Below are 20,961 nucleotides of genomic sequence, written 5' to 3' on the forward strand. Positions count from 1 at the left end.
ATCCCGGGGACCCGGACGGTCCTACCCGCCGACTCGCGTTACTGCGCGCCGGTGGTGAGCGGGGCCAGCTTCGGGTCGTTGGCGTACGCCTCGACCACGTTCTTCTTGGTGACGATCAGCGGCTCCAGCAGGTTGGCCGGAACGACCTTCACGCCGTTGTCGTAGGACTCGGTGTCGTTGACGTTCGGGTCGTCACCGGCCTGCAGGGCCTTGACCATCTCGATGGTCTCCTTGACCAGGGCCCGGGTGTCCTTGTTGATGGTCGAGTACTGCTCGCCGGCCACGATCGACTTGACCGACTCCACCTCGGAGTCCTGCCCGGTGACCACCGGCAGCGGCTTGCCGGCGCCCTTGACCGAGGTCAGGATGGCCCGGGCCAGGGTGTCGTTCGGGGAGAGAACGCCGTCCAGCGTCTTGCCGGTGTAGGTGGAGGTGAGCAGCGAGTCCATCCGCCGCTGGGCGTTCTCGGCCTTCCAGCCGTCGGTGGCGGTCTGCTTGATGTCGGTCTGACCCGAGCCGACCACCACGTTGCCGGCGTCGATCTCCTTCTGCAGCACGTCCATCGCGCCGTTGAAGAAGACACCCGAGTTGTTGTCGTCCGGCGAGCCGGAGAAGAGCTCGATGGTGTACGGGCCGTTCGGCTTCTTCGCCTTCATGCCCTCCAGCAGCGCCTGGCCCTGGAGCTGGCCGACCTTGAAGTTGTCGTACGCCACGTAGTAGTCGACGTTCTCGGTGTTCTTGATCAGCCGGTCGTAGGCGATCACGGTCGCGCCGGCCGCCTTGGCGGCGTTGACCTGGGTGGTCAGCTGCGCGGCGTCGGTCGCGCCGATCACGATCACCTTGGCGCCCTTGGTGACCATGGCGGAGATCTGTGCCTGCTGGTCGGCGACGGTGCTGGTGGCACCGGCGTACTGCACGTCGGACTGGAACCCGGCCTCCTTGAGGCCGTTGGTGAACAGGTCACCGGCGAGCACCCAGTTCTCGGAGGTCTTCGCCGGCAGGGCCACGCCGATCAGCGAGTCGGCGGCGAAGCCCTTCTCGGCCCCGGCCTCCTCGCCGCCGCTGCCGGACCGCTCGGAGCAGGCCGTCAGGGCCAGCAGGGCGATGGCGCCGGCGGCGACACCCCTGGCTAGGAATTTTCGCATTGCAGGTTGCCCTTCTTCGCAAGGTGGTGGGGAGGCGGGGACGGAGGTCTTCCGCCCCCGCCGGTGGTGGCCGTCAGCCGGCCACCGGAGTCTTGGCGGGCTCCTGACCCGCCGCGACGGTCGAGGGCGGCGGCCCGGGGGGCGCCTCCCGGCGGAACGGGCGGGTCACCGATCCGATGACCGAGAAGCGCCCGCGGTTCTTGTTGTAGACGTCGAAGGCGACGGCGAGCAGCAGGACCAGACCCTTGATGATCTGCACCCGGTCCGAGCCGACGCCCATCAGCTGGAGGCCGTTGTTGAGCACGGCCATCACCAGGCCGCCGACGATGGAGCCGCTGATGGTGCCGAGGCCGCCGGAGACGGCCGCGCCGCCGATGAAGACCGCGGCGATGGCGTCCAGCTCCCAGCCGATCCCGTCCTGCGGCCCGGAGGCGGCGGAACGGGCGACGAAGATCATGCCGGCCAGCGCGGCCAGTACCGACATGTTCATCATGACCAGGAAGTTGACTCGCTTGAGCTTGACCCCGGAGAGCTCCGCGGCCCGCGAGTTGCCGCCGACCGCGTAGATGTGCCGGCCGCCGGCGGTGTTCCGGGTGACGAAGGAGTAGATCACCACCAGGACGCCGAGGATGATGCCGGAGATCGGGAAGCTGGTGCCGACCCGGCCACCGGCGAACCGGAACGCCGCGTAGATCACGACGGCGACCGGGAGCGCGACCCGGATGAACGAGATCCACATCGGCGCCACGTCGGCGTCCATCTCGCGCCGGGTACGCCGGACCTTCCACTCCCGCAGCACGATGGCCGCCGCGACGAGCAGCCCGAGCAGCAGTGTGAGGTTGTTGTAGCCGGTGTTCGGGCCGACCTCCGGCAGGAAGCCGGCGCCGATCTGCCGGAAGCCCTCCGGCACCGGGATGGTGTCGGCGCTGCCGATGAACTGGTTGCCGCCCCGGAACAGCATCATGCCCGCCAGGGTGACGATGAACGCCGGCACCCCGATGTAGGCGACCCAGAAGCCCTGCCAGGCGCCGATCGCGGCGCCGACCAGCAGGCCGAAGAGGATCGCCACCGGCCAGGGCAGCGACCAGTCCTGCATGGCCCGGGCCACCACGATGCCGACGAAGGCGGCGATCGAGCCGACCGACAGGTCGATGTGGCCGGCGACGATCACCATCAGCATCCCGATCGCCAGGATCAGGATGTACGAGTACTGGCTGACCAGCGAGATCATGTTGCTGGAGTTCAGCGTCAGCCCGTCGGTCAGGATCTGGAAGAGCAGGACGATCGCCACCAGCGTGAAGATCATCCCGAACTGCCGGGTGTTGGATGTCGTCCCGGCGAACAGAGACTTCTGGAGGTCCTTTAAACGGCTCACCGCGTCTGCGCCTTCTTCGCTGAGGTCATCTGCTTCATGAGGAGTTCCGGATCGGCGTCGGCCCGGGCGATGTCGCCGGTGATCGTGCCCTCGAAGACCGTGTAGATGCGGTCGCAGAGACCGATCAGCTCCGGCAGTTCCGAGGAGATGACGATGACGCCCTTACCCTGGTCGGCGAGCTGTTGGATGATTCCGTAGATCTCGTACTTGGCACCGACGTCGATGCCCCGGGTCGGCTCGTCGAGGATGAGCAGGTCCGGGTCGGTGAACATCCACTTGGCCAGCACCACCTTCTGCTGGTTGCCGCCGGAGAGCTTGGTGACGCCCTCGTCGACCGAGGGTGCCTTGACCCGCAGGCTCTTGCGATAGCTCTCGGCGGCCCGATACTCGCGTACCTCGTCGACCACGCCGAGGCTGGCGATCTTCGACAGCTTGGCGGAGACCACCGAGGTCTTGATGTCGTCGAGCAGGTTGAGGCCGAGCGACTTGCGGTCCTCGCTGACGTAGGCCAGGCCGTGCGCGATGGCGTCCGCCACCGACCTCAGCACGATCTCCCGGCCGTCCTTGAAGATCCGCCCGCTCTGGTAGACGCCGTACGACCGGCCGAAGACGCTCATCGCCAACTCGGTGCGGCCGGCGCCCATCAGCCCGGCGAACCCGACGATCTCACCCCGCCGGACGGTGAAGCTGGAGCCCTTCGCCACCATCCGGTCGGCGGAGACGGGGTGCCGGACGGTCCAGTCCCGCACCTCGAAGAAGACCTCGCCGATTGTCGGGGTGTGGTCGGGGAAGCGGCTCTGCAGCTCCCGGCCGACCATGCCCCGGACGATCCGGTCCTCGTCCACCCCGTCCGCCCTGACGTCCAGGGTCTCGATGGTCCGGCCGTCCCGCAGGATGGTGATCGAGTCGGCGATCTCGGCGATCTCGTTCAGCTTGTGCGAGATGATGATCGAGGTGATGCCGCGCTGCTTGAAACCGCGCAGCAGGTCGAGCAGGTGCTGCGAGTCGGCCTCGTTGAGCGCCGCGGTCGGCTCGTCCAGGATGAGTAGCTTGACGTCCTTCGCGAAGGCCTTGGCGATCTCGACGAGCTGCTGCTTGCCCACGCCGATGTCCTTGACCAGCGTGTCCGGGTCCTCCCGCAGCCCCACCCGGGCCATCAGCTCCAGGGCGCGCTGGTTGGCGACCTTCCAGTCGATCACGCCACCGCGCCCGGGCTCGTTGCCGAGGAAGATGTTCTCGGTGATGGACATTCCGGGCACCAGGGCGAGTTCCTGGTGGATGATCACGATTCCGGCCTGCTCGCTGGCCCGGATGTCGGAGAAGCGGCTCTCGGCACCCCGGTAACGGATCTCGCCGGAGTAGCTGCCGTACGGGTAGACCCCGCTGAGCACCTTCATCAGGGTGGACTTGCCGGCGCCGTTCTCGCCCGCGATCGCGTGGATCTCGCCGGCCCGGACGACCAGGTTGACGTCGGAGAGCGCCTTGACCCCGGGGAACTCCTTGGTGATCCCGCGCATCTCCAGCAGGACGGGAGCGTCGCTCATCGCCGCCCCTCCCCGTGCCGGACCGGTACGGCGGACCGGTGGGAGGCGGCCGGGACCGGCCGCCCGTCATCGGGGCGCCAGAGGAGAGCACGCGCGTCCGGCGGCCGAAGGCCGCGCCGCGTCACCAACATCATTGTTGCCTCCGGGCAGTCGTCAGGACCGGCTGACATACTTTTGTTGCCTGGAGGAACTTATTTGAAGGCGAGGAAGTTTCGCAAGATTTCGTGACCTGGTCTTGACAAACTCACATGGCTACGGCTCATCCGCCGGCGCCCCGGACCCTCCTGGGCATCGATCGCCGCGATGCGCCAGGTGCACGACAACGACCGGTTCGACCGGAGCGTCATGGTCTGGCGCCTGAGCCGGATCACCATACGCCCCGGCGATCCGGCGTTCCGTACCCCGTCCCCTGACGTGCCGCCGGTCACCGTCGGCGGCAGCCGCTCGCGGCCGCGGTGCGCGCAGCCGCTCGCGGCTACGGTCCGCGCAGCCGCTCGCGGCTACGGTCCGGTGCCGGCCTCCTGTCCCGCCCGCCGCTCCCGCTGCGGCAGCACCGTGTACCTCGGGTCCCGGCCGGACGCCACGCCCGCCTCGAAGACCCCGAACCGGGTCAGCAGCGACGAGGCCAGCAGCGCCGCCCCGGAGAACGCGGCGACCGTCCGGTTGCGCCGCCCCAGCAGCGCACCGACCGTACCGGTCGCGAGCAGCACCTGCCCCGCGCGGATCAGCCGGGCCGACCGGCCCGTCCGGTACGGTTCGCCGGTCAGCCCCATCCGAGCGATCCGGCGCTCGGCGAGCGTCTCCATCGCCGCACCGGCCACCGCCAGCCGGACCGCCGGACCGGTCTGCGCGACCGGCGCGGCGACCAGCCCGGCGCCCCCGCCGGCGACCATGGCGCTGCCCGCGAAAAGGAACGGCAGGTCCGGGTAGGCGTCGTGCCAGGCCGGCATCGCGGTGTCGGCGAGCAGCACTCCGGTGTACGTCGCCAGGGCCGGCGCGATCGCGGCCGCCGCCAGGCCGGCGACCCGGCCGGCCGGGGGCAGCAGCCGGCGGGCGAGGCCGAGCCCGCCGTGCCGGGGCAGCGCGGCGGCGAACTCGCTCGCCGCCGCCAGCCCGGCCGCCGGCCCGAACGCGGCGAGGAGCCAGGTGCCCATCGACATCGGCGAGGTCGGCTTGGCGACCCGCAACATGTGGTGGAACCGGGCGGGCCGGCCGAGATCGTTGATCAGGAAATAGGTGCTGGCGCCGAGTGCACCGAGCGAGACGAGCCGGCCACCCCGGCGCAACGCCGGCCGCCCGGTCAGGTCCGCACCGGCGGCCAGCAACGCCGCACCGGCGGCCAGCCCGCCGCTGAAGAGGTACGCCGGGATGTCGTGGCGCCACACCGGCACCTTGACCACCGGGCGGCCGTAGTAGGAGGCGAACTCGGCCGGCGGGACGGTCGTCCGATCGCGTGACCCGGCCGTCCGATCGCGTGACGCGGTCATGACGGCCGCCCGACGAACGCCGCGACCGCGGCAGCCGTCATGGCGAGCGCCGCCAGTCCGGCCCGCCGCCACATCCGGGGAAGGTCGCGGGTTGTCACCACCGGGTCGGGCGGCAACCCGTACACCTCGGGTTCGTCGAGCAGCAGGAAGAAGGCGCCGTCCCCACCCACCCCGTCGTGCGGGTCGTGACCGTAGAGGCGCGCCTCGGGTACGCCGTCGGCGTGCAGCCGCTCGACCCGGGCCTGCGCCCGTTCCCGCAACTCGTCGAGCTCTCCGTACTGGATGGACTCCGTCGGGCAGGCCTGGGCGCAGGCCGGCGTCCGCCCAACGCCGATCCGGTCGTAACAGAGCGTGCACTTCCAGGCCCGGCCGTCGTCCCGGCGCTGGTCGATGACCCCGTAGGGGCAGGCGGGGATGCAGTAGCCACAGCCGTTGCAGATCTCCTCCTGCACCACCACCGTGCCGAACTCCGTGCGGAACAGGGACCCGGTGGGGCAGACGTCCAGGCAGGCGGCGTGCGTGCAGTGCTTGCAGACGTCCGACATCATCAGCCAGCGCAGGTCGGTACGCCCGTCCCGCTCCGCGTTGCGTCCCGGCGGCTCCGAGCCGGGCATGCCGAGGAACTGGCTCCCGCCCGCCATCCGGCCGGCCGGCGCGGGATCCGGCCCCGGCGGCACCCCGGGCTTCGTACCCTGGTCGGGTGCGGCGCCGGCACCCGCCTCGGCGGTGGCCGGCGAGACCGGCGGGCCGGTCGGGGTGCCGGCGTGCGGTGCCGACGACTGCCAGCCGGCCGGTCGGGACTGCTCGACGAAGGCGACGTGCCGCCAGGAGTTGGCGGTCAGCGCCCCGGTGTTGTCGTAGGACATGCCGAGCAGGTCGAGCCCGCTCTCCGGCACCAGGTTCCACTCCTTGCAGGCCACCTCGCAGGCCTTGCAGCCGATGCAGACGCTGGTGTCGGTGAAGAAACCCATCCGGGGCGGCGGGTCGAGGTGACCGGCCTGCTCGGCGGGATTGACCGGCGCGCCCGGGCGCCGCCTCTCGACCATGGTCATGCCTCCGGTTCCGTGTCGCCTTCCGGGTCGCCTTCGCCGCGCCGCTCCCCTGGTTCGCGGCCGGCGGTGACGATCGGCGGGTGGTGCCCGTCGAGGCCGGCGCGCCGCCGGTAGTCGGCGAGACGGTCGAGCAACTCCGGGCCGGTGGGGCGCCGGCCCGGCCGGATGTCGCAGGTGCCGACCTTGCTCTCCTGGATCAGTACGTTCGGGTCGAGGGTGACGCCGAAGAGGTCGTTGGCCGGCTCGCCCCGGACCAGACCGACGTTGCCGAAGTGGTACGGCAGCCAGATCTGGTGCAGGATCCGGCCGTCGATCCGCAGTGGAGTCAGCCGGTCGGTCACCATCACCCGCGCCTCGATCAGTCCCCGGCTGGTGACCACGTGCGCCCAGTCCAGGTGGGTCAGTCCGCGTTCGACGGCCAGCTCGGGTCCGACCTCGACGAACATCTCCGGTTGCAGTTCCGCCAGATATGTGACGTTCCGGCTCATCCCGCCGGCCGTGTGGTGCTCGGTGAGCCGGCTGACCGTGAAGATGTACGGGAAGACGTCCGCAGGCCGGTCCGGCGGGCTCGGATTCGTCGGGTTGTCCGGCCGCTCGTACGCCTTCCGGGCCGGGTTGGCCTGCTGGCCGTAGAGCGGGTTGCGCACCGGGGACTCGACGGGCTCGTAGTGGGTCGGCAGCGGCCCGTCCAGCATCCCGACCGGCGCGTAGAGCCAGCCCTTCCCGTCGCCCTGCATGATGAACGGATCGTCGCCGGCCAGCGCCGCCACCCCGACCGCGCCGGGATCCGGCCGGTAGGACGGCGGCTTGGTCCTCTCGAAGTCGGGCACGTCGTGCCCAATCCACTCGCCCCGCTCCGCATCCCACCAGACGTACCGCTTGCGCTCGCTCCACGGCCGGCCCTCGGGATCGGCCGAGGCCCGGTTGTAGAGGATCCGCCGGTTCATCGGCCAGGCCCAGCCCCACTCCGGGGCGACCCAACTCTGCTCCCCGCCGGGCTTGCGCCGGGCCGCCTGGTTGACCCCGTCGGCGAAGACCCCGGTGTAGATCCAGCAGCCGCCCAGCGTGGACCCGTCGTCGGCCATCTCCGTGTACGAGGTTAGCGGGCGGCGGGTCGCCACCTCGTAGCCGTTGATCTCCCGCAGCACCGCCTCGGCGTCCGGCTCGGCGTGCGGGCCCTCGGTGGGATAGTCCCAGGCCAGGTCGAGCAACGCCCGGTCGCGCGGTCGGGTGGAGCCGGTCAGCCTGGCCCGGACGATCCGGCCGAGATGGTAGAAGAACCACAGTTCCGAGCGGCAGTCGCCGGGTGGCTCGACAGCCTTCTCCCGCCACTGCAACAGCCGCTGGGTCTGGGTGAAGCTGCCCGACTTCTCCACGTGCGAGGCGGCCGGCAGGAAGAAGACCTCGGTGCGGCACCGCTCCGGCACGATCTCTCCGGTCTCCACCTCCCGGCCGTCCTTCCAGAAGGTGGCGCTCTCGGTCATGAACAGGTCCCGGACCACCAGCCAGTCCAGGTTCGCCATGCCGAGCCGCTGGGCACGGCCGTGCGCCGAGCCGACCGCCGGGTTCTGGCCGAGCAGGAAGTAGCCCTTGACCTTGCCGTCGATCATGTCGAAGACGGTCTGGTAGGTGCCGTGGCCGCCGCTCATCCGGGGCAGGTAGTCGTAGCAGAAGTCGTTCTCCGGGGTGGCCGCCGCGCCCCAGTACGCCTTGAGCAGGTTGGCCGCGTACGCCCGGGCCTTGCCCCAGAAGCCCTTCTGGCCCGGGTGCCGGATGCTCTCGCACCACTTCTCGAAGGTCGGGTGCTGGGCGTGGTTCGGCATCGGCAGATAGCCGGGAAGCAGGTTGAACAGCGTCGGGATGTCGGTCGACCCCTGGATGCTGGCATGCCCGCGCAGCGCCAGGATCCCGCCGCCGGGCCGGCCCATGTTGCCGAGCAGGAGCTGGATGATCGCTCCGGTCCGGATGTACTGCACCCCGACGGTGTGCTGGGTCCAGCCCACCGAGTAGACAAGCATCGTGGTTCGCTCCCGGTTCGAGTTCGCCACCCAGGCCCGGGCGACCTCCTCGAACTTCTCCCGGGGTATGCCGCAGACCCGCTCGACCATCTCCGGGGTGTAGCGGGCGTAGTGCCGCCTGAGGATCTGGTAGACGCAGCGGGGGTGTTGCAGCGTCTCGTCGCGCTCCGCCCGCCCGGAGAGCGGGGGCCCGTGCGACTCGTGCTGTAGCCCGGCAGCGCTGTCCCGATCGGTGGCGGTGTCCCGCGCCCCCTCCGGCTCGTGCCCGGTGTACTGCCAGCTCGACTGGTCGTAGCTGGTCCGGTCGTCGTCGAAGCCGGAGAAGAGCCCGTCCAGGTCCTCGGTGTCCCGGAAGTCCTCGCCGACGACGGCGGCCGCGTTCGTGTACGCGACGACGTACTCCCGGAAGTCGAGCTCGTTCTCCAGGATGTAGTGGACGATGCCGCCGAGGAACGCGATGTCGGTGCCGGCCCGGATCGGGACGTAGCTGTCGGCGAGCGCGCTGGTCCGGGTGAACCGGGGATCGACGTGGAAGATCCTGGCGCCGCGCCGCTTCGCCTCCATCACCCACTGGAAGCCGACCGGATGCGCCTCGGCCATGTTCGACCCCTGGATGATGACGCAGTCACTGTTGACCAGATCCTGCTGGAAGACCGTCGCACCACCGCGACCGAAGCTGGCCCCCAGACCGGGGACCGTGGCGGAGTGTCAAATCCGAGCCTGGTTCTCGATCTGGAGCGCCCCCATCGCCGTGAACAACTTCTTGATGAGGTAGTTCTCCTCGTTGTCCAGGGTGGCCCCGCCCAGGCTGGCGATCCCGAGGGTGCGGTGCAGCGGCCGGCCCCGGTCGTCGACGTCCTCCCAGGTGGCGTCCCGGGCGGCGAGCACCCGTTCGGCGATCATGTCCATCGCGGTCGGCAGGTCCAGCTCTTCCCACTCCGTGCCGTACGGGCGGCGGTAGAGCACCCGCTGCTGGCGCAGCTCACTGGTGACCAGGTTCTTGCTGGCGGCGCCCTTGGGGCAGAGCCGGCCCCGGGAGATCGGGCTGTCCGGGTCGCCCTCGATCTGGGTCACCCTGCCGTCCGCGACGTAGACCCGTTGGCCGCAGCCGACCGCGCAGTAGGGGCAGATGGACCGGGCGACCGAGTCGGCGGTGTCGGTACGCGGGATCAGCTCCGCGGAGCGGCCCGACTGCGCCGCAGCGCCCCGACCGAGCGGGTCGGTGCCGGTGAGCTGGCGATAGACCGGCCACCCCTCGATCCAGGTGCGAACCCCCATCTGAACGCACCTCCTGAACGCGTCGAGGCCGATCGCGCGAACGACCCGAGGGTAGATCGACCAGACGGTGCCCCGCAGGAGAGCGTCGAAACCCCGCGGGGCCGGAAAGCGGCGAGAAATTTTCGAGGCGGCTTCGGGCCGTCCGGGCGAGGTTCGAGGAACCGGCCCGCCGAGCGCCACCGCCCGCCTACCGTCGGTGACGTGCGGGACGAAACGGCGGGCCGGTGAGCAACACCCGGATGTACCGCGACGGCGCCCTCGTCGACCAGGGTTTCCCGGCCACCGAGATCGGTGACCGACTCGCCGCCGACGACCGGGTGGTGGTCTGGCTGGACATCTGCCTGCCGACCGAGGACGACCTGAAGCTGCTCGCCGAGGAACTCGGCATGCACGAACTGGCGCTGGAGGACGTCGTCCAGCAGGACCAGCGGGCGAAGCTCGACCGGTACGACACCCACCTGTTCCTGAACAGCTACATGGTGCGGATGGGCGCGGCCGGTGGGCTCCTCGACAACGAGGTCTCGGCGTTCGTCAAGCCACGGGCCCTGGTCACGGTCCGCTACAACGAGCAGTTCGACATCCGGGAGGTGCTGGCCCGCTGGGACGAGACCGTCGACCTCGCCCGGCACGGCGTCGCGTACCTGCTCTACGGGCTGCTGGACACCTTGATCGACGGTCACTTCTCGGCCGTACAGCAGCTCGACGCGACGCTGGAGCGGGTGCAGGGCGCCATGTTCACCGCCGGCCGTGGGGCTGCGGAGGGCGACAGCGGCGCCGTCAACGGCCTGGCCCGCAACGAAGTGCAGAAGCGGATCTTCATCGCCCGGCGCGACCTGGTGCGGCTACGTCAGGTCACCCTCCCGATGCGGGAGGTGGTGAACGCCCTGATGCGCCCGACCATGCACACCATCGACGAGGAGATGCTGCCGTACTACCAGGACCTCTACGACCACGTGCTGCGGGTCATCGAGTGGAGCGACTCGTTGCGCGACCTCAACACGACGATGCTCGAGACGAACCTGATGTTGCAGAACAACCAGCTCAACCTGATCGTCAAGCAGGTGACGGCGTGGGCGGCGGTGATCGCCGTACCGGCGGCGGTGACGGGGTTCTTCGGGCAGAACATCGACTTTCCGTGGCGGCACACCTCGGCGGAGTTCGTCGTCTCCCTCGTGGTGACCTTCGGGCTGGCGATCGCCCTCTACGTGGCGTTCCGCAGGAAGAGCTGGATCTGACGGTTCGGGGAGGTCGGCGCCGGCCGACCTCCCCGAACCCGTTCCGGTTCGTCCTGCCGGTTGGCGTCCTGCCGGTTATCGGGACCAGACGTCCTCGACGATGTCGGCCGCCTGCTCCTCCCACTGGGCGTACGCGAACGGGTACGCCGACACCTGTACCGCCTGGGCGGCGTCGGTCAGCGGTCGGTCCCACCACCGGTCAACCCGCTTGAGCCCGTTGAAGAAGGCGGCGGACGAGTACTCGCGGTCCCTGATCTGCTCCGGCGAACCCCAGCCCGACGACGGCCGCTGCTGGAACAGCCCCAACGAGTCGTGGTCGTTCCACTGTCCCAGGTGACCGAGGTTGCGCAGCTTCGACTCCTGCAACGAGGTGGCCACGCCGATCACCGCCCCCCGCTGGCCCATGTCGAGCTTCCGGGCCACCCGGACGATCTCGCGAGCGTTGTCCCGTTGCTCGTCGTCGAGGGCGATCCGGGACTGGTAGCCCTGCACGCCGTGCGGGACCAACGTGTCCCGGGACGTGTCGTCGTCCGAGTTCCCGTGGTCGGCCGGCCCGGCCCGGTCCGCCAGGTCGGGGTCGTCGGCCCGTACCGACTGGATGTGGGCCGCCTGCTGGGTGCCCGGGTCGCCGGCGGCGGCGACCACCCCCGCCGGGCCGGCCACCGCCGAGCAGGCGGCGGCGCAGGTCAGACCCGCCACGGCGAGCGCGGACCGGCGGGCGAGCGGTGTTTCCGCGACGGCGGGAAGCCGGCGCGCCACCGGATGTGCGGCGATGGCGGGAAGCCATCGGGTACGAGCGGTCTCCGTGATGGCGGGGAGCCATCGTCCGAAGATCGGATTCATGTGATGGTTGCCCTTTCGATCTGGGTTCCGGGAGGTACGAGGTATTCGGGGTACTGCTACCGACGTGCCGGAAGGGAGCCCCGGCGCGGACACCGAAGAGGTACGCCCGCGATCCAGGGGGCTGAGCTCGCGGGCGTACCGGCAGATACAACCGGCGGGACCGGTCCGGCATTCCGGATTTGTGCCTGCGGCGAGCGGACAGACCAGCAAAATCGGGTACGGATGAACCGGATCGGCCAGCTTCGGGCTACCCTGAGCCCATGCAGTACGGCGATCCGACCGGAGCCGGCGTGGCCTATCTGGCCCGCCCGGGCCGGCCCGCCGTGGTGACGCCGACGGTGTCGGAGCTGACCGGGCCCACCCACGGGACGGTGGTCCTCCCGCTGCACCTGATGTGGGGACCGGACCGCAGCTTCGACCTGAACGATCCGGACCAGTTGCTCTGGATGTACGAGAACGTCCTGCGCGAGGCGACCCGCTCCGACGACCTGCGCCGGTTCCTCGACGGCCGGCTGCTCCGCCAGGTCTGGCCGGCGCTGAACCTCCCCCGCGGGGTACGGGCGGCCTGGGAACGGCGACACCCGTCGCTGGCCACCGCCGACCGCCGCGCGGCATGACCACCACACACCTCGACGACTTCTACCGCCAGGTAGCCCGGGTCGCCCTCTCCGTGGCCGACAAGCACGGCTTCGTCCTCGGCGGTGGGGTGGCCTGGGCCGCCCACGGCCTGGTCTTCCGGCCGACCGAGGACATCGACCTCTTCGCCGACACCGACGGCGCGGCGGCCAGCGCCGAGGCGGAGGTACGGGCGGCGTTGGCGGCGGCCGGTTTCACGGTCGCGGACGAGGACCCCTCGGGCGACCTGGCCGGACTCTTCAGCGGGTTCGAGCTGGACATGAAGGACTTCCTGGTCAGCCGGGGCGGCCGCCGACTGCGGCTCAGCCTCGGCCGGCTGGACCGGCACCGCAGCCCGGTCGTGATGGACCTCGGGCCGGTGATGCACGTCCAGGACCTGGTGGCCAGCAAGACCGCCGCGCTGGTCACCCGCCGCGAGGTCCGGGACTACATCGACGTCGCGGCGGCCCTCGACCGGTACGCCGTGGCCGACCTGATCCGCCTCGCCACCGAGTACGACCCGGCGATCGAGCCGGATGACGTCACGGCCGCCGGCCGCTACCTGGACCGGCTCTCCGACCAGCGGTTCGCCCGGTACGGCCGGGACGCCGAGCAGGTCCGTTCGATCCGAACCAAGCTGGCCGGCTGGCCCCGGTGAGGGATCCGGCCCGCTGGTCAGCTCGCCAGCACACGCCGCTGGCCGGGTCCCCGGTTGTGGGGACCCGGCCAGCGGGTTGTCTCGTGGTGGTTGTCTGCCTGGTGGGGTGTCAGCTGGTGGTCCAGGCGTCGGCGACGAGGTCGGCGGCCTGGTCCTCCCACTTGGCGTACGCGTCCGGGTAGGCCGACACCTGTACCTTCTGCGCGGCCACGGTCAGCGGCAGCTCCTGCCAGCCGTCCACCTGCCGCAGCCCCTTCAGGAACGCGGTCGTGGCGTACTCGGGGTCGGTGATCTGCTCCACCGTGCCCCAACCCGACGACGGCCGCTGCTGGAACAACCCCTGCGAGTCATGGTCGTTACGCGCACCCAGATGACCCAGGTTCTCCAACTTCGACTCCTGCAGGCTGGTACCGACCGCGATCACCGCGGCCCGCTCGTCCAGACCCGCCTTCTTCGTCGCCTTCACGATCGCCTTCACATTGTCGGCCTGCTCGTCGGAGATGTCGATCCGCGACTGCCCACCCTGCACACCATGCGGCACCAGCCTGTCCCGCGACGGCTCACCACCCTTACGGTCACCCTTGTGGTCGCCCTTGTCGCCCTTGTCGACGGTGACCGAGGCAGCCACCGGGGTACCGGCATGCTCAGGGACGGCGTGCGCCGCCACCGACGGACCGGCGACCGCACCACCGACGAACGCCAGACCAGCCACACCCAACACCGACTTACGCACGAACGAGGTCTGCGTGACGGCCGGAAGCCACCGACCGAACAACATCGTGTTCATGACGGTCCACCTTCCATTCGGGGATGAACACCCACAGCCGTAGGGGACGGCCGGAATGTCAATGGAAAAACGTCACGTCCCGAAACCAGCACACCAGCAGGTCTCCAGAGACGACATCAGGAACACCCGAGCACGACATACCACCAGAGGGACGGCTCGTACTCGGGCGAACACCACATGTAACGACCGGTGGGCCGGGATCATTCCCGGCCACCCACCCGCAAGCCCCTGCCAGACCGCGGTCCTACTCGGCCGTACGCATGATGTAACGACCGGACCCCACCCAGCATTCCCCACCGGCAATGTTGACCATGAAACGGAACCGGACATCCGACGCACTTGACCCTTCACCCGGCTCGTCCGGCACCCGATCCGCCGCTGTCCGACGGTGCTGGCGCTCCCACCGGGCTGCTGGACGGCTCGGGCTCAGCGGACCGGCCGGAGGACCGCGGCCGCCCCGCCGCCGCGCCGCACCGGTTCGGCCGCCACCACCAGGCCGTACCGGCCGGTGAACTCGATGGCGGTGGCCGCACCAAGCTCGGCGACACCGGCGAACGGCGGATGACCGAAGGCGGCGAGGTCGGCGCCGTACCGGTCGACGAAGGCCGGCTCCGCCTGCGGCGCCGCACTGTTCCGCTGCGACGCCCGGGGCGCCGCCATCGCCTCCGGCAGTGACATGCCCAGGTCGATCCGGTTGACCAGCATCTGCAGCACCGTGGTGATGATGGTGGCCCCGCCGGGACTGCCGAGCGCAAGGAACGGCCGGCCGTCGTCGAGCACGATCGTCGGCGACATCGAGCTGCGGGGGCGCTTGCCGGGAGCCGGCAGGTTCGGGTCCGGCGCCGCCCCGGGGGTCTGGGCGAAGCTGAAGTCGGTCAGCTCGTTGTTGAGCAGGAATCCGCGCCCGGGCACCACCATCGCGTTGCCGCCGGTCTGCTCGATCGTCAGCGTGTACTCCACGACGTTGCCCCACCGGTCGGCCACGGTCAGGTTCGTGGTGCTCCGCCCGGGGTCGGCCTCGACACCGGATGCGGCGGTCGCGCAGTCGCCGTACCGGCCGTCGGGGTCGCCGGGCGGCACCGGCTTCGGCGCGGCCCGGGTGGGGTCGAGCCGGCAGGCCCGCTCGGCGGCGTACCGATCGCCGAGCAGTTCACCGAGGATCCGCTGCGAGGTGCCGTCGGCGACATAGCGGTTCCGGTCGGCGTAGGCGAGGGCGCTCGCCTCCAGATAGTGGTGCAGCGCCTCGGTGACCGTCAGCGTCGACAGGTCGAACCGCTCCAGGATGTTGAGCGCCTCGCCGACCGCGACGCCACCACTGGACGGTGTGGACATGCCGTACACCTCGAAGCCACGGTAGTCGGATCGGGTCGGCGCGGGAAACCGCAGTTCGTAGCGGGCGAGGTCGGCGCGGGTCATCTCGCCGGGCCGGATCGGATACTGCCACGGCACGGCCGGATCGTCCGCGACGGGCGGGCGGCGCACGGCCGCGACGAGGTCGGCGCCGATCGGGCCGGTGTAGAAGGTGTCGACGCCGTGCCGGGCGATCTGTCGGTAGGTCACCGCAAGGTCCCGGTTGCGCTGGGTCGACCCGACCGCCGGCGGCTGCCCGCCCGGCAGGTAGAGCGCCCGGGTAGCGTCGAACTGGGCGAACGCCGCCGCATTGTCCGCGACCTGCTGCCGGAACGTCGCGTCGACCGCGAACCCCCGCTCGGCCACCTCCGCCGCGGGCACGAGCGCCGCCGACAGCGGCCGGCTCCCCCACCTGCGCACCGCCTCGTGCCAGGTGAGCAGGGTCCCGGGTACGCCGACCGACAGGCCGCTGACCCGGGCCGCCTGGAACGGGTACGGGCTGCCGGTGGCCGGGTCGACGAAGGAGTCCTCGCGCATCGAGGCGGGTGCCGACTCCCGGCCGTCGATGGTCTGCACCTGGCGGGTGCGCGCGTCGTAGTAGACGAGAAACCCGCCACCGCCGATGCCGGCCGAGAAGGGCTCGGTCACGCCCAGCGTGGCGGCTGCGGCAACTGCCGCGTCGACCGCGTTGCCGCCGCGCCGCAGCGCGTCGAGGCCGACAGCGGTCGCGGTCGGGTCGACGGTGGAGACGGCGCCGCCGTATCCGTACGCGGTGGGCGTCTTCATCGGTGCGCCGGAGTGGCCGGCGGCGGTGCGGTCGCTGGCCGCTCCTTGCGCGGCGGCGGCCGGCGCCGAGGCGGCGACCAGGGCGACGACGACGAGCACCATCCGGAACCTCGCCCTGTGCGAAAGCATCAGCGCCCCTCCACGGTCGGTTGCGTCCTTGATATGCCTTCGCGGCCGGCGAGGCAACCGGACGCGTGTGCGGTGTGGACCGACCCACTACCCGTCAGGCGTCCTAGGACGATAGGCTGTTGCGCTACCGCCGACTCGGGGCGGTGCGCTCGGCGCGGAAGCTTCCGCTAGCGGAGCCGGCGGGCGGCCAGCTCGGCGAGGAGTGCGGCGCCGTCGGCGAGCACGCTGTCGTCGTACACCGCCCGGGGCGAGTGGTTGCCGGGCGCCGTGTCCGGGTCCCCGGTGGCGCAGGCGCCCAGGAAGACGAAGGCGCCGGGCACCCGCCCCAGCACCCGGGAGAAGTCCTCCGAGCCGGTCAACGGATGGCGCATCGTGGCGAACCGTTCCGGGCCGAAGAGCTCCCGAACGGTGGTGGCGGCGTAGTCGTACTCGGCGGGATCGTTGACCGTGACCGGGTACTCCGGCTCGTACCGCACCTCGGCGCGCAGGCCGTGCGCTGCGGCGATCTGCTCGCAGAGGCGTACCGCGTGCCGGCCCAGCTCGGCATGGACCGAGGGGTCGAAGGCGCGTACCGTCGCCTCGAAGGTCGCCTCGTCCGGGATGACGTTGCGTCGGGTGCCGGCGTGGAAGGTGCCCACGGTGAGCACCACCGGCTCGAACGCGTCGAACCGCCGGGTGACCATCGTCTGCAGCGCGGTGACCATCTCACAGGCCACCGGCACCGGGTCCAGGGTCACGTGCGGTCGGGAGCCGTGCCCGCCCGCCCCGACGACCGTGACGAAGAGCCCGGCGGAGCCGGCCATCAGCGGACCCGGGCGGGAGGCGAAGACGCCACGGTCGAGGATGGACGAGAGCACGTGCAGCCCGTACGCGGCCTCGACCGGACGGCCGGCGGCGGTCAGCACGCCCTCGTCGATCATCTGGCCGGCGCCGTTGTAGCCCTCTTCCCCGGGCTGGAACATGAAGACCACGTCGCCGGCAAGTTCGTTCCGGTGCGCGGCCAGCAGCCGGGCCGCCCCGACCAGGCCGGCCGTATGCAGGTCGTGGCCGCAGGCGTGCATCACCCCGTCGTGTCGCGAGCCGTAGTCGACGCCGCTGCGTTCGGTGATGGGAAGGGCGTCCATGTCACCCCGGAGCAGCACCGCCGGCCCCGGCGCGCCGCCGCGCAGCACGGCGGTGATCGAGGAGAGCGCCGTGCCCGTATCGATCTCCAGCGGCAGCGGTTCGAGGGCGGCCAGCACGCGTTCCTGGGTACGTGGCAGGTGCAGGCCCTCCTCCGGGATCCGGTGCAGGTCGCGGCGCAGACCGACCAACTCGCCCTGGATCTCCGCCGCGTCCTCACGCAATCTCATCCGTCACCCCGTCTGGTCGTATCGGCGTCGTCGCTGCCACCGCGGTCCCGGCCGGTCAACTCAGCGGAGTCGGTGCACGCCTCCGGCCTCGGGATATCCGCGATCCTACGGTTCCGGCCCGAAGACGACGCGCTCGCGGTAGCCCCTGCCGGTCGCGGTCGCCGGCGGCGATCGCGGCAACTCGGGGCCGGTCGCGCATCGAGCGGGCGATCGATGTAGTTTCTTGCCACGAATGCGCCTGATGGCGGAAGATATTGCCGTGACCCGCCTGTCGCACGGAACGCTCCTGGCCACCCTGCTCGTCCTCGGCTCGCTGCTCGTGGTGACCCCGGCCGCCGACGCCACCGGCCCGGCGGAGCCCGACGAACTGCCGCGCACCGCGTACGTCGACGTCGCCGTCGCCACCCTCTGGGTGGCACCCGGCCGCGACCGCCCCGTCGACCTGCCGTCCACGACGAATCCCGTGGACCTGCGCGCCTGGACCGGCGGCATGACGCTGGCCGAGCGCCGGTGGTTGATCGGCGACCTGGAAACCCAGGCCACCTACGGCCAGCGGGTGATCGTCATGGCGGAGTCCGGCGACTGGGCGCAGGTGGTCGTGCCCGGCCAGCCGACCCCACGACACGAGTTGGGCTACCCCGGCTGGCTACCCAAGGTGCAACTGACCGACGGAAGGCGCTACGCCCACCTCACCGGACGACCGTTCGCCCTGGTCGAGAAGGCCACCACCTGGCTGTACGACGACCCGCGCCGCACCCGCCCGATGATGGAGCTGAGCTTCAACACCCGGCTGCCGGTGCTGGCCCGGCTCGGCCGGTCCGTGCTGGTCGCCACCCCGAGCGACGGCGTGAAGTGGCTGGCCGACTCCGACGTCTCGGTGTACGCCTCCTCGGCGCAGATCCCCCGACCGACCGGCGCCGACCTGGTCCAGAGCAGCATGATGTTCCTCGGCCTGCCGTACCTCTGGGCCGGCACCGCCGGCTTCGGCTTCGACTGTTCCGGCCTCACCCACTCGGTCTACGCCGCGCACGGCATCGTCATCCCGCGGGACGCGCAGGACCAGGCAAACGCCGGCACACCGGTCGCCCGTGACCAGCTCGCCCCCGGCGACCTCGTCTTCTACGCCCGGGAGAACGGCACCGGGCGGGTGCACCACGTCGGCATGTACGCCGGGGACGGCTACGTGATCGACGCGCCGACCAACACCGACACCGAGGAGAGCGGCGTCGAGTACGTCAAGCTCGACGAACACCGGTACGCCCACGAGTACGCCGGGGCGCGGCGGTATCTGTAGCGGGCCCTCCCGCCCGGCCGAGGGCGGTGCCGAGCCGGTCCAGGTGCTCCCTGACCGGCCCGGCGGTGAGCATCCCGCTGCCGGCCCCGGCCAGTTCGTTCGCCGCCGGTGCGAGTTCGGCAGCGGCACGTGCCATCACCACCGGCTCGTCCAACATGATGGCGGCCTGGCCGGTGAGGCACCAGAGCGCCTCGGCGAGCAGGTCACGCGGCGGCTCCGGGATCCGGTGCAGCGCCGCGGCGGCCTCGGCGGGGCGGTCCCGGGCCAGCAACAGGAGCGGCCGGGCCCAGGGTGCGTACGGGCCCCAGTCGGTGCGGTCGTCGAAGCGGGCCGGCCGCCCGTGCCAGACCCGGAGGCAGAGCAGGGCCAGCGGCAGGAGTCCCCGCTCGACGCCGGGCATCCCGGCACCGGCGAGCCGCTGCGCCGCGACGGCGTACGCCTCCTCGGCGGTCGGCGGCGATGCCCCGGTCGCGGCCAGCCGGAGTGCCCGGTACCAGGCGGTGAAGACGCCGGCCAGCGGCCGTTCGTGCTGCTGCGCGATCCCGTCCACGGCGGCGGCGTGCCCGTCGGCTCCGGCGAAGTCACCGAGCGCGCTCCGGGCTTGGAGCCGGACGAGGTGGCCGAGGAGTTCGACGGTCGCCAGCCCGTGCCGGGTGCCGAGCGCGACGAGTTCCGCGCCGATGGCGTCGCGCTCGGGGGCGAGTCCGGCGCGGTGGAAGGTCTGCATGAACACGCCGTTGAGCGCGAAGGCGAGCAGGGCGGGGTCGCCGAGCCGGCGGGCGATCCGCTCCGCCTCCCGGGCGGCCTCGGGTCCGCGCGCGGCGCGGGTGCCCCTGGACTCCAGGGCGACGGTGGCCAACAGGCGGGCCCGGACCGCGTCCGACGAGCCGGGCCGCAGCGCGGTCAGGGCGCGTTCGGCCGCCGCCACGATCCGGGCTGCCTGGTCCGGATCGTCCGAGCGGGTCCAGATCGCAGGTACGTCGTAACCGCCGATCACCCGAGCGGTGAGCTCCGGGTCACCGAGTTGCTCGGCGGCGGTGATCGCCGCGAGGCGCTGCTCGCGGGCGGCCTCCAGCCCGCCCGCGCCGGTGACGGCGAGGGTTCGGAGCAGCCCGACCGTCGATTCGAGGCGCGCCCGGGTGCCGGAGGTGAGCGCCCGGTCGTAGGCCGCGGTGGCGTCCGCCCAGACCTGCTCCGCCGCCCAGGAGGCGGGGCCGGTCTCTCCCTGCTCGGCCTGCCGGAGGATGTCGACCTCCAGGCGGCGCAGTCGGGGACCTGGATCGATGCCGAGCTGGTCGAGGAGGAGCCCTCGGGCCCGGGCCAGCACGGCCAGCGCCTCCCCCTGGCGGTCCGTGCGGTACAGGGCCAGTGCCAGTAGCCGCCACGCCTCCTCCCGCCAGGGATGCTCGGCGACGTGTGCGTCGAGCTCCGGTACGACCGCGGCGGCCCGTCCGAGCGCCAGGTGTGCCCCGGCGCGCGCCTCGATCGCCTGGAGCCGGAGTTGTTCGAGCCGCGAGCGCTCCGGGCGGGCCCACGACTCCTCGTCGAAGCCGGCATAGGCTGGCCCCCGCCACCAGCCGAGCGCCTGGTCCAGGCTGTCGACCGCCTGCTGGGCCGGCATGGTGGCGGTGGCGGCGACCATCTCCTCGAACCGCCAGGCGTCCACCGTGTCCGGGGCCGCCCGGAGGGAGTAGCCGGGTCCGTCGGTGACCAGCAGCCGGGCCGGCTCGCGGGGCGTCCGGTCCGGTTCCAGCGCGCGTCGCAGCGCCGCGACGAACGTGCGGAGCGCGCCGACCGCACCCGGTGGAGGCTCCACCCAGAGATCGTCGACGAGCCGGCCCACCGGGACGACCCGGCCCCGGGCGACGACGAGCCGGGCCAGCACCGCGCGGTGTTTCGGCCCCTTCACGTCGATCGGCGCGCCGGTGCCGTCCCAGACCGCGACCGGCCCGAGTACGCCGAACCTGACCTGCACCACCGCGTCCCCCGCGTCCTCGCCGCTGCGCCCCGGAG

At 71.4% G+C, this 20,961-nt stretch carries 15 protein-coding genes; 4 read left to right on the forward strand and 11 right to left on the reverse strand.

Annotated elements, in window-relative coordinates; genetic code table 11:
• Positions 1 to 38: 38 nt before the first annotated feature.
• The 6 genes from ACN28C_RS23055 to fdh all read right to left on the reverse strand — a co-directional run bounded on the left by ACN28C_RS23055 (position 39) and on the right by fdh (position 9,899).
• Positions 39 to 1,145 carry a substrate-binding domain-containing protein gene (locus ACN28C_RS23055; protein WP_422769609.1) on the reverse strand — a complete coding sequence of 369 codons (1,107 nt, stop codon included), beginning with the start codon at positions 1,143 to 1,145 and terminating at the stop codon, positions 39 to 41.
• Positions 1,146 to 1,218: 73 nt separating this feature from the next.
• On the reverse strand, positions 1,219 to 2,520 hold the full coding sequence (gene mmsB / locus ACN28C_RS23060; protein WP_422769610.1) for a multiple monosaccharide ABC transporter permease: 1,302 nt from the start codon (positions 2,518 to 2,520) through the stop codon (positions 1,219 to 1,221).
• On the reverse strand, positions 2,517 to 4,064 hold the full coding sequence (gene mmsA, locus ACN28C_RS23065; RefSeq protein ID WP_422769611.1) for a multiple monosaccharide ABC transporter ATP-binding protein: 1,548 nt from the start codon (positions 4,062 to 4,064) through the stop codon (positions 2,517 to 2,519). The genes mmsB and mmsA overlap by 4 nt, the downstream gene beginning before the upstream one ends.
• Before the next feature lie 500 nt (positions 4,065 to 4,564).
• A complete protein-coding gene (nrfD, locus tag ACN28C_RS23070) occupies positions 4,565 to 5,551 on the reverse strand; it encodes an NrfD/PsrC family molybdoenzyme membrane anchor subunit (RefSeq protein WP_422769612.1) in 987 nt (328 codons plus the stop codon).
• Positions 5,548 to 6,597 (reverse strand): 4Fe-4S dicluster domain-containing protein, encoded by a 1,050-nt coding sequence (locus ACN28C_RS23075; protein ID WP_422774779.1) that lies wholly within the window; start codon positions 6,595 to 6,597, stop codon positions 5,548 to 5,550. The genes nrfD and ACN28C_RS23075 overlap by 4 nt, the downstream gene beginning before the upstream one ends.
• A 2-nt stretch (positions 6,598 to 6,599) precedes the next feature.
• A complete protein-coding gene (fdh, locus tag ACN28C_RS23080) occupies positions 6,600 to 9,899 on the reverse strand; it encodes a formate dehydrogenase (RefSeq protein ID WP_422769613.1) in 3,300 nt (1,099 codons plus the stop codon).
• Positions 9,900 to 10,123: 224 nt separating this feature from the next.
• Between fdh and ACN28C_RS23085 the strand changes: the two genes are divergently transcribed.
• Positions 10,124 to 11,134: a magnesium transporter CorA family protein gene (locus tag ACN28C_RS23085; protein ID WP_422769614.1), complete on the forward strand. Its 1,011-nt coding sequence runs from the start codon at positions 10,124 to 10,126 to the stop codon at positions 11,132 to 11,134.
• A gap of 75 nt (positions 11,135 to 11,209) precedes the next feature.
• On the opposite strand, the gene ACN28C_RS23090 is transcribed toward ACN28C_RS23085, so the two are convergent.
• Positions 11,210 to 11,977 carry a hypothetical protein gene (locus ACN28C_RS23090; protein ID WP_422769615.1) on the reverse strand — a complete coding sequence of 256 codons (768 nt, stop codon included), beginning with the start codon at positions 11,975 to 11,977 and terminating at the stop codon, positions 11,210 to 11,212.
• Positions 11,978 to 12,237: 260 nt separating this feature from the next.
• Between ACN28C_RS23090 and ACN28C_RS23095 the strand changes: the two genes are divergently transcribed.
• Both ACN28C_RS23095 and ACN28C_RS23100 read left to right on the forward strand, forming a co-directional pair.
• Entirely contained in the window at positions 12,238 to 12,594 is a 357-nt protein-coding gene (locus tag ACN28C_RS23095; RefSeq protein WP_422769616.1) for a hypothetical protein, read from the forward strand.
• Positions 12,591 to 13,250, forward strand: a complete 660-nt coding sequence (locus tag ACN28C_RS23100; RefSeq protein WP_422769617.1) for a nucleotidyl transferase AbiEii/AbiGii toxin family protein — start codon at positions 12,591 to 12,593, stop codon at positions 13,248 to 13,250. The genes ACN28C_RS23095 and ACN28C_RS23100 overlap by 4 nt, the downstream gene beginning before the upstream one ends.
• A 109-nt stretch (positions 13,251 to 13,359) precedes the next feature.
• Here the strand turns inward: ACN28C_RS23100 and ACN28C_RS23105 are convergent, their stop codons facing one another.
• From ACN28C_RS23105 to ACN28C_RS23115, 3 genes are all read right to left on the reverse strand, one after another.
• Positions 13,360 to 14,028 carry a hypothetical protein gene (locus tag ACN28C_RS23105; RefSeq protein ID WP_422774780.1) on the reverse strand — a complete coding sequence of 223 codons (669 nt, stop codon included), beginning with the start codon at positions 14,026 to 14,028 and terminating at the stop codon, positions 13,360 to 13,362.
• 435 nt (positions 14,029 to 14,463) lie between these two features.
• A complete protein-coding gene (gene ggt / locus ACN28C_RS23110; RefSeq protein ID WP_422769618.1) occupies positions 14,464 to 16,302 on the reverse strand; it encodes a gamma-glutamyltransferase in 1,839 nt (612 codons plus the stop codon).
• Positions 16,303 to 16,469: 167 nt separating this feature from the next.
• Entirely contained in the window at positions 16,470 to 17,654 is a 1,185-nt protein-coding gene (locus ACN28C_RS23115; RefSeq protein ID WP_422769619.1) for a M20 metallopeptidase family protein, read from the reverse strand.
• Between the two features lie 259 nt (positions 17,655 to 17,913).
• Between ACN28C_RS23115 and ACN28C_RS23120 the strand changes: the two genes are divergently transcribed.
• Positions 17,914 to 18,948 (forward strand): NlpC/P60 family protein, encoded by a 1,035-nt coding sequence (locus tag ACN28C_RS23120; RefSeq protein WP_422769620.1) that lies wholly within the window; start codon positions 17,914 to 17,916, stop codon positions 18,946 to 18,948.
• Here ACN28C_RS23120 and ACN28C_RS23125 read toward each other — a convergent pair.
• On the reverse strand, positions 18,890 to 20,923 hold the full coding sequence (locus tag ACN28C_RS23125; protein ID WP_422769621.1) for a BTAD domain-containing putative transcriptional regulator: 2,034 nt from the start codon (positions 20,921 to 20,923) through the stop codon (positions 18,890 to 18,892). The two genes, ACN28C_RS23120 and ACN28C_RS23125, sit on opposite strands and share 59 nt — an antisense overlap.
• Positions 20,924 to 20,961: the final 38 nt, after the last annotated feature.

Origin of the sequence: Plantactinospora sp. WMMC1484, from assembly GCF_049315195.1 — a bacterium.
In the GTDB taxonomy this organism is placed as follows: domain Bacteria; phylum Actinomycetota; class Actinomycetes; order Mycobacteriales; family Micromonosporaceae; genus Plantactinospora.

Excerpts from the sequence above, each read along its gene's own strand:
- ACN28C_RS23055 (WP_422769609.1), bottom strand. The coding sequence starts at position 1,145 with ATGCGAAAATTCCTAGCCAGGGGTGTCGCCGCCGGCGCCATCGCCCTG.
- mmsA (WP_422769611.1), bottom strand. The coding sequence starts at position 4,064 with ATGAGCGACGCTCCCGTCCTGCTGGAGATGCGCGGGATCACCAAGGAG.
- nrfD (WP_422769612.1), bottom strand. The coding sequence starts at position 5,551 with ATGACCGCGTCACGCGATCGGACGGCCGGGTCACGCGATCGGACGACC.
- ACN28C_RS23075 (WP_422774779.1), bottom strand. The coding sequence starts at position 6,597 with ATGGTCGAGAGGCGGCGCCCGGGCGCGCCGGTCAATCCCGCCGAGCAG.
- ACN28C_RS23090 (WP_422769615.1), bottom strand. The coding sequence starts at position 11,977 with ATGAATCCGATCTTCGGACGATGGCTCCCCGCCATCACGGAGACCGCT.
- ACN28C_RS23095 (WP_422769616.1), top strand. The coding sequence starts at position 12,238 with ATGCAGTACGGCGATCCGACCGGAGCCGGCGTGGCCTATCTGGCCCGC.
- ACN28C_RS23100 (WP_422769617.1), top strand. The coding sequence starts at position 12,591 with ATGACCACCACACACCTCGACGACTTCTACCGCCAGGTAGCCCGGGTC.
- ACN28C_RS23105 (WP_422774780.1), bottom strand. The coding sequence starts at position 14,028 with ATGTTGTTCGGTCGGTGGCTTCCGGCCGTCACGCAGACCTCGTTCGTG.
- ggt (WP_422769618.1), bottom strand. The coding sequence starts at position 16,302 with ATGCTTTCGCACAGGGCGAGGTTCCGGATGGTGCTCGTCGTCGTCGCC.
- ACN28C_RS23115 (WP_422769619.1), bottom strand. The coding sequence starts at position 17,654 with ATGAGATTGCGTGAGGACGCGGCGGAGATCCAGGGCGAGTTGGTCGGT.